The organism is Vibrio sp. OPT46, assembly GCF_015163535.1.
In the GTDB taxonomy this organism is placed as follows: Bacteria; Pseudomonadota; Gammaproteobacteria; order Enterobacterales; family Vibrionaceae; genus Vibrio; species Vibrio alginolyticus.
In genome coordinates this window covers 903-1380 of sequence record NZ_JADDYG010000375.1, presented here as the reverse complement: position 1 = coordinate 1380, position 478 = coordinate 903, and positions in this window count along the sequence as shown.

Here is a 478-nt window from a genome sequence, read left to right as displayed (position 1 = left end):
GCTACAAAGGTAGGGTGCATAACCAAATCATACCAAAAGTGTCGATCTACCGATCCATTTCTAATCCATAGCAATGGTAAATTAGCTAGGTTATTTACGACTGTTGAGCATGCCAAGTGCAAGCAAATACCAGAATCATTCGTTCGCGATCTGACCGTAGGACTAGCCCACGAATGTTTGGGCCAGTCGGTGATTTACTCGGCCTTTTGTTGGGTTGGTGAATGGGTTGGTAAGTGGCTTAACAATGTGTTAAACACACAATACGAGCGAATGGCGGCATAGAATCTAAATAGAATATCGACCTGCAATAGAGTTCTTTTTTATTGCAGGTTATGAATTTCTCTCCACTAACAGGGGTTCCCCCTAGTCGCCACCGAGGCCCACCCGCCGGACTTACCCCTTGCAATGCTAGGCCTCGTGCCTCGCCAAGTATTGCCGCTCAAGGCTGTTGTCCACCAGCGCCAGGACATTGCCAACA